This window comes from Clostridiales bacterium, assembly GCA_014799665.1.
GTDB lineage: Bacteria > Bacillota > Clostridia > Christensenellales > Pumilibacteraceae > Anaerocaecibacter.
In genome coordinates this window covers 1-9,409 of sequence record JAAVHP010000017.1, presented here as the reverse complement: position 1 = coordinate 9,409, position 9,409 = coordinate 1, and the positions used below count along the sequence as shown (strand labels likewise).

Annotated in this window: 6 protein-coding genes; 5 read left to right on the top strand and 1 reads right to left on the bottom strand. The window is 44.0% G+C overall.

Annotated elements, in window-relative coordinates:
• Window positions 1-102 precede the first annotated feature (102 nt).
• From HDT28_07465 to HDT28_07445, 5 genes are all read left to right on the top strand, one after another.
• Window positions 103-492 (top strand): hypothetical protein, encoded by a 390-nt coding sequence (locus HDT28_07465; protein ID MBD5132404.1) that lies wholly within the window; start codon window positions 103-105, stop codon window positions 490-492.
• Window positions 493-647: 155 nt separating this feature from the next.
• Window positions 648-1,844, top strand: a complete 1,197-nt coding sequence (locus tag HDT28_07460) for an ATP-binding protein (GenBank protein ID MBD5132403.1) — start codon at window positions 648-650, stop codon at window positions 1,842-1,844.
• 124 nt (window positions 1,845-1,968) lie between these two features.
• A complete protein-coding gene (locus tag HDT28_07455) occupies window positions 1,969-3,186 on the top strand; it encodes a hypothetical protein (GenBank protein MBD5132402.1) in 1,218 nt (405 codons plus the stop codon).
• On the top strand, window positions 3,179-4,990 hold the full coding sequence (locus HDT28_07450; GenBank protein ID MBD5132401.1) for a hypothetical protein: 1,812 nt from the start codon (window positions 3,179-3,181) through the stop codon (window positions 4,988-4,990). The genes HDT28_07455 and HDT28_07450 overlap by 8 nt, the downstream gene beginning before the upstream one ends.
• A 2-nt stretch (window positions 4,991-4,992) precedes the next feature.
• Window positions 4,993-7,980 carry a DEAD/DEAH box helicase family protein gene (locus tag HDT28_07445; GenBank protein MBD5132400.1) on the top strand — a complete coding sequence of 996 codons (2,988 nt, stop codon included), beginning with the start codon at window positions 4,993-4,995 and terminating at the stop codon, window positions 7,978-7,980.
• A 170-nt stretch (window positions 7,981-8,150) separates the two neighbouring features.
• Here the strand turns inward: HDT28_07445 and HDT28_07440 are convergent.
• The coding region (locus HDT28_07440; protein ID MBD5132399.1) for a hypothetical protein at window positions 8,151-9,409 on the bottom strand (1,259 nt) is incomplete at its 5' end.

Below are 9,409 nucleotides of genomic sequence, written 5' to 3'. Positions count from 1 at the left end.
GTGATGACTTCTCCCGCCTATGCCATGCATGTGACGGGCGCGATGAAAGCTTTGTTGGACCACCTCGCTTACCGTTGGATTTCGCACCGTCCGGCCACGGAAATGTTCGGGAAACGCGCTGTTATCCTTACGCAATGCTTGGGCGGCGGTTCACGCACCACCGCCAAGGACATCAAACACAGCCTGTCTTGGTGGGGCATCTCCGAAATAGGCGTGTTCAGCGGCACGCTATACGGGGATATTGTATGGGAACGCCTTTCGGAACAGCGGCGGAAGAAATTGCTTGCCGGCGTTGCGAAACTGTCTCGCGCCTACGTCAAAAAAGACTATACCCGTCCTTCCCGTACCCGTCTGATAATCAAACTCCGCTTCCTGTTCAGCCGTTGGTTGCAGAAACGCCTGCACCGCAGCATTCCCGAAACGCTCGATTGGCGCTACTGGCAAGAAAAAGGCTGGCTGGATGCCGCCCGCCCGTGGAGGAGGGAAAAGTAGCGGATTTATCAAGTTTGGGTGGTCGAATTCCCAAAAGTATTCGAATTTTAAAAGTTTTAGTGATTGTATTCCCAAAAGTATTTTAATTTGCAAAGTTTTGGTGATTGCATTCCAAAAAAAATTTTGTATCTTTGGAGTGAACATTAAGGGAAAGCATGGAAACGATAACGAGAGACTTGTATTTGAACCAACTCAAGGCGTTTAAGGATAAGAAGTTGATAAAGGTGATTACCGGAATCCGGCGTTGCGGAAAGTCAACCTTGTTGGATTTGTTCGGACAATATCTGATGGATTCGGGGGTGACGGAGGAGCAAATCATCCGAATCAATTTCGAGGATTATGATTACATCGATTTGCGGGATCCGAAGAAACTGTATCAATATGTAAAGAAACGCTTGGTGCCTAAGCGGAAAACCTATGTCTTTTTCGATGAGATACAGCATGTGACGGATTTTCCCGATGTGGTGAACAGTCTGCATATCAAACCGAATGTGGATGTGTATGTAACGGGCTCCAATGCGTATATGCTCTCTCACGAAATCGCCACCTTGATGTCGGGCCGCTATGTGGAAATCGCCATGTTGCCGCTTTCGTTCAAGGAATATGTGACGGGAACGGGAGGCCGTGAGAATCTGTCTCAAAAATATGCCGATTATATAGCATTCAGTTCGTTTCCCTATGCCTTGGAGATAGAGGGGGAATCCGAGCGCTTGGATTATCTGAGCGGTATTTACAGTACGATTGTGTTGAAAGATATTGTTTCGCGCTATAAGGTGGCCGATGTGACCATGTTGGAGAGTGTGGTCCGTTTTGCGGCGGACAATATCGGTAATATTTTATCAACGAAGCGTATTGCCGATACCATGACATCGGCAGGCCGGAAAATGGATGTCAAGACCGTGGAGAAATTTTTGGCCTATCTGCAGGAAAGTTTCGTTCTCTATAAGGCGGACCGCTACAATATAAAGGGGAGGCAGTATTTGAAAACCTTGGAAAAATACTATTTGGTGGATATGGGCTTACGGCGCTTGCTGTTGGGCAGCCGAAATTTCGATGCCGGCCGCATTTTGGAGAATATCGTTTATTTGGAGTTGATTCGGCGGAAATATAAGGTGTATGTCGGCAAGATAGACAGCCTGGAAGTTGATTTTGTGGCGATGGGAAATACGGGCCCGGTATATTATCAAGTGGCAGCCACCGTGCGCGACGAGGCGACCTTGAAACGCGAGTTGGCCTCCTTGCAAAAGATAAACGACCAATATCCCAAATATCTGTTGACCTTAGACGAAGACCCGGATGCGGATTACAACGGCATTCGCCGTATCAATGTTTTGCGGTGGTTGATGGAGTGAACGACAATAATAGCAAGGTTATATCCGATGATGTGCTGGGCATCGTATTCTCCTGCTTCTGCATCGGAAAAAGACCTGCGGTAAAAAAACAATAGTTACACATTTATAAGACATCGAATTAGCTATGGAAATAGGATTTGTGAGTTTTAATCAGGAAGCTTTGAACAGAGCCAATAAGGTTATGAAACTGTTGCAGGGGCAAGGTGCAATAGATGAACTTGGTCTTGGACGTATTCGTGATGCATTCTCAAATATGATGTTTCCGGGACTTTCCACCTTACAGACCCATGCTAAGTATTTCCTTTTGATGCCTTCGCTTTATGCGTATCTTGAAAAGACTCGCATTGCCGATAGTCGTGAAGCTCGCGCAAAGGTGAGAGAGAATGAGATGATATTTACTCATAGACTTGTAGACGGTTCTCCAAAAGGCACGAACGGCATTATTGGTGCTGATACTTTAAGATCACGTAACGGGTATGTGAAATATGACCCAGCATACGTGTATCAGGTCGGAATGGAAACATACGGACTTATCCCTTGCGGCGTAAACCTATATTCATTACTTGCTGAGAGGTCGGCTCAATACCAAGATGAACCAAAGAAACATCGTGGCAACGAAGATACATGTGATGATTCGGATGATCTGACTGGTAACAGGCAAATCTTTAGGGTATGTGGTGAGAATTATGATTTCAGTCATAGTGAACCTCTTGATATTAGATTGACTGGGCGAGAAGCGGAGTTTCTTAAAAATCAGATTGTCCAAAATACGCAAGAATCACTTTTATGTTATCTGCTTGATAGTGAATTATATCAGGGTGTCACAGATTGTCTTTTTGAAAATCTTGGGGATGTGTTAAAGGATAATAATCATGGAGATTTATATCGGACTTACAGATTGGCATTGCGGTTTTCACGGTTTGCATATCTATTAAGAATCAGATATGCTATGCTCTATGATAGAGCCGTAGGTGCTGAGGAAGCAGCCGCAGAAGAATACTCCAAATTCAATAATATTCTTTCTGAATTTAGAGATGATTTTGCACCGGATGCTATTAAGGAAATTGTACAGTTTATTTCTTCAAGAGTCACTGAGGAGACATGCAAAACTTTTATCATGAGAGCAGGAGAGTTGATAGCAAAAGATGAGCTAGATGAACTTGACCGTCAGATAGTACTGCGCGAGGAAACCATCAAGGGTATAAAACGCAGTAAACTACGCAACTATAGGGATATGCCAAAAGGCAAGCCTTTCGAGTCACCACGACCAATGTCTTACCGATGGAACACAATTGTACGCACTGTGTTATCCGAAATTAAGGAGGGTTTAAGCAATGAATGACTTGATTTATAATGAAATAGTTTCTTCTCCTGGCTTTGAGTTAGAGTTTGCTGTCGGCACCACCTACAGTCTTGACGCCGAGGCTTACCTCGCGATTGCTCTGTCGTTCGCGAGACTTGGTGATGTGACCGATGTTGATTTCCAATCTCCTTTCCGCCTGCTTGAAAGTTTGCGTCAAGCAAATAATCGTGTAGCTATGTTCTGCAATAGAGGTGGGCTACAACCTCCCGCACGTGAGAATCCATTATATGCTATGCTTGACAAAAGTGTGTTTGAAGTAGTAGATGATCGTAAAGGTCATGAATTAGCAAACTTTCATCCAAAGATTTGGGTAATCAAAGAACGAGCCATTGATAATCACGACTACCGGCAGATTAAGTTAGTGGTAATGAGCCGTAATCTCACCAAAGACACGAGTCTCGATGTAGCTGCTACAATGACGGCGCCTCTTGATGTAAGGAGGACTTCTGCTGAACTTCGCCATAAGCACCAGCCGCTTAAAGATTTATTGCTGATTCTTGCAGAAATGGCCAATCCGGACAAGAAAAAGAAGATTCGTAAACTTGCAAGAGAACTCGACTCAATGGGCAAATTTATTCTTGATTCTCCTTACGAAGATTATGAGTTTCTTCCGATTCATTTCGGCGAGAATCTGAATCCGCGAATAGACATTAAAAGAGATTTAGCCGGACAGAAGATGATGATTGTATCGCCGTTTATAGATAAGGAACTTATTAACAAAGATGGCAATCCTAATCCAATAAAGTGGCTTAATGATTATAAGCCATCGAACGAAAAGGTGTTGATTACCCGTATGGATAGTCTTACGCCGGAAATCATGAATCTCTACAGCAAGGATAAACATGAGGTTTGGGTAATGTCGCAGATAGCAGAACAAAATGATATCCAGGCAATGAACCTTCATGCTAAGATGTATTTTTCATGGAAGCCGGAAACAGAGAATAATGGAATCTATTATTGGATTGGGTCAGCAAATGCTACTGAGAATGGTTTCAACCGAAATTCGGAGTTTCTTTTAAGGCTATCCATGTCATTAGGTAAAGGTCGATTTGAGGATTTCAAAGCCGAATTTTGCGATGAGGAAAAACAGTTGTGTGAACAGATAACTTCGTTGCCTGAATTTGACCCCGTCAAAGAGGACCATTCAATCGCTATCGCTATCCGCAAGAACTTGATAAGCCGAAATAATCTCTCGGCGGAAGCTATTGAAAAAAATAGAGAGTATACTATAACAATCTCGGCACAGAAATATAACGGCATTGATGGACGAATAACATTTGCTCCAATTCAGGAACCATGGAATGAGGCTGAACTTATGCCCAACGATAGGATATGTAGATTAAAGGTATCATCACGTATCCATCTTTCAGAGTTTTATATTCTGAAGGTTACCCCTTCTGATGAAACTATCGAACCAATAAAAATGACAATAAAGATTCCGACAAAGGGCATTCCGGAGGATCGCGATGACCATATTTTCCGTTCGTTGATAGACACAAGCGATAAGTTTCTTAACTACGTCGAGATGATGATTACTGACCGCCCACAAGAGTTTGCCTCTTTGATGATGCAAGCCGATGCGTCAATCACGATGGGCGCAAATGCTACGATTGCCCGTAAAGGCAACACACTTTATGAGTCCTTGCTTCGCATAGCCGCCACCAATCCTGAGCGACTGGAAGATATTGAAGAATTAGTGAATCGACTGGATTCTAAAGTCGTTCCTGAACATTTTCGACAGATGTCCGAAATGTTCAAACATTCAATCAAAAAGCTTCGTTGATTATGTCTATATATGATTTTCAAAGAGCTACCGCTGATCGTATTGCCGATATATTCCAGCAATCTACAATCGACGCAGATGGTAATGAGATAAAATCCGGAGGTCAGAGAAGAGTACTTCTTGCCGATGAAGTAGGACTAGGCAAGACACACGTCGCATCTGCCGTGATTGACAGGGTACGTGAAATGCGTAAGAAGGTCAATGACGATATGTTTCGTGTGGTTTACGTATGCTCAAATATGAGCATTGCGAACCAGAATATTGAGAAGCTCGGTGTAAAGAATAAAGCGGATGTTACTGAGAGTCGTCTCTCTATGCAGCATCTTACCATTCGCGAACGAGAAGCTAAAATAGTTAACCCTGAAAACGATGAGATGGGTGAAATTATTATCCCGCTTACACCGTCAACATCATTCTCCTTGCGCGGAAGCAGCAAAGGTAATGCTAACGAGAGAGCATTGATAGCGACTATTTTGGGGCAATTTGATGACTTCTCTAAATTCCGACATCAATTGTCGAAACTGTTTCAAGGCTGGTCAGGAGATAAGGGCTGGGAAGATTGCATGGAACGTTATTCAAAAAGGGTAGACGCCCTCGGCAAGTCTTATATCAATGAGGTAAGACGCTATCTGGTTAAAAACCATGAGTTTTTGAAGATTAAGAAAGATCTGATTGAGAATTTCAACCATGGAGATATCTCAAACTTAGACAGCACAATAATTATTAATTTGTTGCGTCGTATTTTTGCCGACCTGAGTCTGTCGATGCTTGAGCCTGATCTTATCATAATGGATGAATTCCAAAGATTCAGCTCGTTGTTGGATTATAGTGACGAAAGCGAACAGAGCGTAATCGTCAAGAAGTTTTTTGATCAAGAAGACGGTCAGCAACCGTTGATTCTTCTTTTGTCAGCCACCCCATATAAGCCGTTCTCAACACTTGAGGAACTGACAGAGTATAATGCCGACGAACATTATGAGGATTTCAATCGCCTGATGAATTTCCTCTTCAGTGGTGAGAATGGGTTCCGTGAACTATGGTCGGACTATTCGCAGAAACTATCACATATCAACACCGAGAAATTCGATGTGATACTTGCCTCAAAGCAATCTGCCGAAGAGAAGATGTATCAAGGAATGTGTCGTACAGAACGACTAAATGAAGGGTTAATCTCTACTCAAGCAGTGACCGAGGTGCCGATTTCCACTGACGACATTCTTTCTTATTGCGAAATGCAGAAGATTGTTTTGGCATGTAAAGAAGCCACTGAGAGGAGTGCAAAGCATCATTTTTCATGGTCAAACGTACCGATGGAGTATGTTAAATCGTCGCCTTATCTGCTTTCGTTTATGGATACTTACGAGTTGAAGCAAAAGATTGGAGCAATCTATCAAGGAGGATTTAAAGGATTGCCAGTGCCCTCTCATCAAGTTCTGCTAAGAGAGAATGACCTCGCACAGTTCCATAAGATTCCGATGTGCAATGCCCGTATGCAATACTTACGAGACCTGATGCTGCCAAAAGGTCGCGGTGCAGAATATTTGCTTTGGGTGCCAGCTTCACGTCCGTACTATACCACCAATGCCGAAAATCCATTTGTAAAGAACAGAGATTTCTCCAAAACACTTGTCTTTTCTGCATGGGAGATGGTGCCTCGAATGATTGCTACCCTCATGACCTATGAAGCAGAGCGCGAAGTAATCTTCTCCAAATATAAGAAGGCCAGTTATGATAAAAAGACTGGAGCAGATAGATTGAAAGACATTGCTCAGAAAATTATAACATTCCCTTCTAAATATCTCGCATCATTATTTACCCCAAAAAATTTCTATGGAGAGAAAATCCATAACATTAGAGCAAATATACGACGTCAGATCAAGGAGAAATTAGGAGGCATCACAATATCCGAACGTTGCAACTATGGAAAAATTCTTCACGTAATAAAATGGTTGGATGATCTTGAATCAGAGTTACCAGAAGAAATGCCAAGGAATACAGTCGATGTACTTACTGATATGGCAATAGCTTCTCCAGGAGTTTGCCTTTATCGTATCTTAAAGGATGTTGATATTGCACGAGACGTGGCCAAAGGATTTTCTACAATCTTTAACCGTCGAATATCGGGTTACATAATTGATAAACTTCATGATAAGTACAATGAAGATGAGTTCTTCCTTGATGGCGTGATGGACTATTGTGTAATGGGTAATTTACAAGCCGTTCTTGATGAGTATAGACATTTGTGCTCCAGCAATGATGATTTTGTTGCTAGGATGAAAGAAGCTATTATTCGAGAAGTGCCCTTACAAGTGGATACTTATGAATCATTTTACGAGAAATCATCAAATAAAAAAGGCTTAAGGACATTTTATGCTGTACCATTTTCTAAGAGTAAAAATACTGTCGATGAAAAATCAGAATTACGTAGCAATAACATTCGCACTGCATTCCAGTCTCCGTTCTATCCATTTGTAGTAGCAAGTACTTCTGTTGGGCAAGAGGGTCTTGATTTCCATTGGTATTGCCGAAAAATTGTGCATTGGAACCCACCTTCCAATCCGCAGGATCTTGAGCAACGCGAAGGCCGCATCAACCGATATAAATGCTTAGCAATCCGACGGAATATCGCCAAGATTTTCCCTGATATTTATGAATGGGATAAACTATTTGACATTGCCAACGACGAAGTCAGGAGACAGTTTGGCCGCCGTTATTCAGAAATGGTGCCTAACTGGTGTCTTCCTACCGAATGGCTTCATGATCCTAATATTGCTATTGAATGGATTGAGCGAATAGTTCCTCAATATCCTATGAGTAACGATGTTGACAAATACAAACGCTTGATAGATGTATTGTCGCTCTATCGTCTGACTATGGGGCAGCCTCGCCAAGAAGACCTTCTCGATATGCTTGAATCGCAACATCTTGAAGAAAAACAAATAAGGCAATTATTGTTTAACCTCTCACCAATATCACGCCGCAATAAATAAGAATTTCTTTCAGTCGAAGAATAAACGAATCATACATTTGGGGATGTTGTACGGCACGGTGTATAACGGGAATTTTATATCAACCTATCATATAGTAAAGATTATTGCGGTGTTTTCTATACGGAATGATGTGTTAAGCCTCAAGTCATACAGAAGAAAGATATTCTCTTCTACACAAACTTCGCCTCGCGGCGGAATATCTTGCGGAGGCTTTTCCATTTGGGGAAGATGGCGAAGGGGCGCACGGGGGCGTAGCTTGTCAGGACGATAACCAACGCGCCGATGGTGGCAATCAGCAGCCAGCCGTAGATTTCCTTGAGCGATACCGCCAGGGCTTGCTGTTGTACCATGCCATAGAGGTTTCCGAGGGGAAGATGCGCCGCTTCGGGCTGGGTGGAGGTGATGGCCGAACCTAAGAGGGAAGCGTTCTTGGCGAGCGTGTGCCGCAGCCATTCGCCTATCAAGGCAGGGCCGAGCGTGGCACCCATCACCGCGCCCGTAAAGCCGTTGATGGTGAGCGCCTGCGGAAATACGAAGAAATGCAGTCCGCTCTGCACAATCGAAGTCAGGAAAACAATCGAGATCACCACCGAGCCGAAACCCCGGATAAAGAGCGGAAAGAACAAACTTTCCTTTTCCACGCCGTAATCGAGACTAAAATAAAACCAGGCCAAGTAAACGGCGGCGAAGGCGAAGCCGATGGCGGTCATGGTCTTGTAGCGCCACTTGCGCAGGGCAAAGGTGGCATAGCAGAATCCGCAGCCGGCAAGGATGCCGATAAAGGCATACAGATTCAAGTCTATCGCGTTCGTTTCGTCAAAGCCTAGAATTGTAAAGGCATAGGTGTGTTCAAAGACGTGTTCGGTGGCCATGAGCGTAAAGAATACCAGATAGACGAGCGTGGCGCGTATCACGTTGCGGTTGGTCATGGCTTGAAACGTGATGTAGGGGTGGTGCAGGAAGGTGGCGCGCCACAGGTTGAGCGCAAGGGATACGAGGCCCAATATCGTTGCCCCGATGATTTCTTCGGATTCCCACCAGTCGTAGAAATTGCCGTAAACACAGACAAAGGTGAAGCATAGCATGAATACGCTCCAAAGCCCCGCTCCGAGCCAGTCGATGCCTAAGAGCGGTATCTGCGGCATCCCCCGGTGAGGCTTCACGAAAAGGAACACCATCAACATCATCAACAACAGCAGACCGGCCATGAGGTAGTGCATGTATTCCCATTGCATGAAAAAGGCGGTATAGACAGTGGCGATGCCGCTGAGCTGTATCACGCTGTCCACCACTAAATACACATAGCAGATGAATATCGCCATGTCGCGCACGGGCGTAAGCCATAGCTGAATGGTGGAATTGCAGGCCAGCGTGGCTTGCATGCGGAAGAATCCGGCGATGAAGCAGGTGAGCACCAGAACGGGAACGG

Bases quoted from the DNA above. Each gene is read 5' to 3' on its own strand.
- HDT28_07465 (MBD5132404.1), top strand. From the start codon at position 103: ATGTTCGGGAAACGCGCTGTTATCCTTACGCAATGCTTGGGCGGCGGT.
- HDT28_07455 (MBD5132402.1), top strand. From the start codon at position 1,969: ATGGAAATAGGATTTGTGAGTTTTAATCAGGAAGCTTTGAACAGAGCC.
- HDT28_07445 (MBD5132400.1), top strand. From the start codon at position 4,993: ATGTCTATATATGATTTTCAAAGAGCTACCGCTGATCGTATTGCCGAT.
- HDT28_07460 (MBD5132403.1), top strand. From the start codon at position 648: ATGGAAACGATAACGAGAGACTTGTATTTGAACCAACTCAAGGCGTTT.
- HDT28_07450 (MBD5132401.1), top strand. From the start codon at position 3,179: ATGAATGACTTGATTTATAATGAAATAGTTTCTTCTCCTGGCTTTGAG.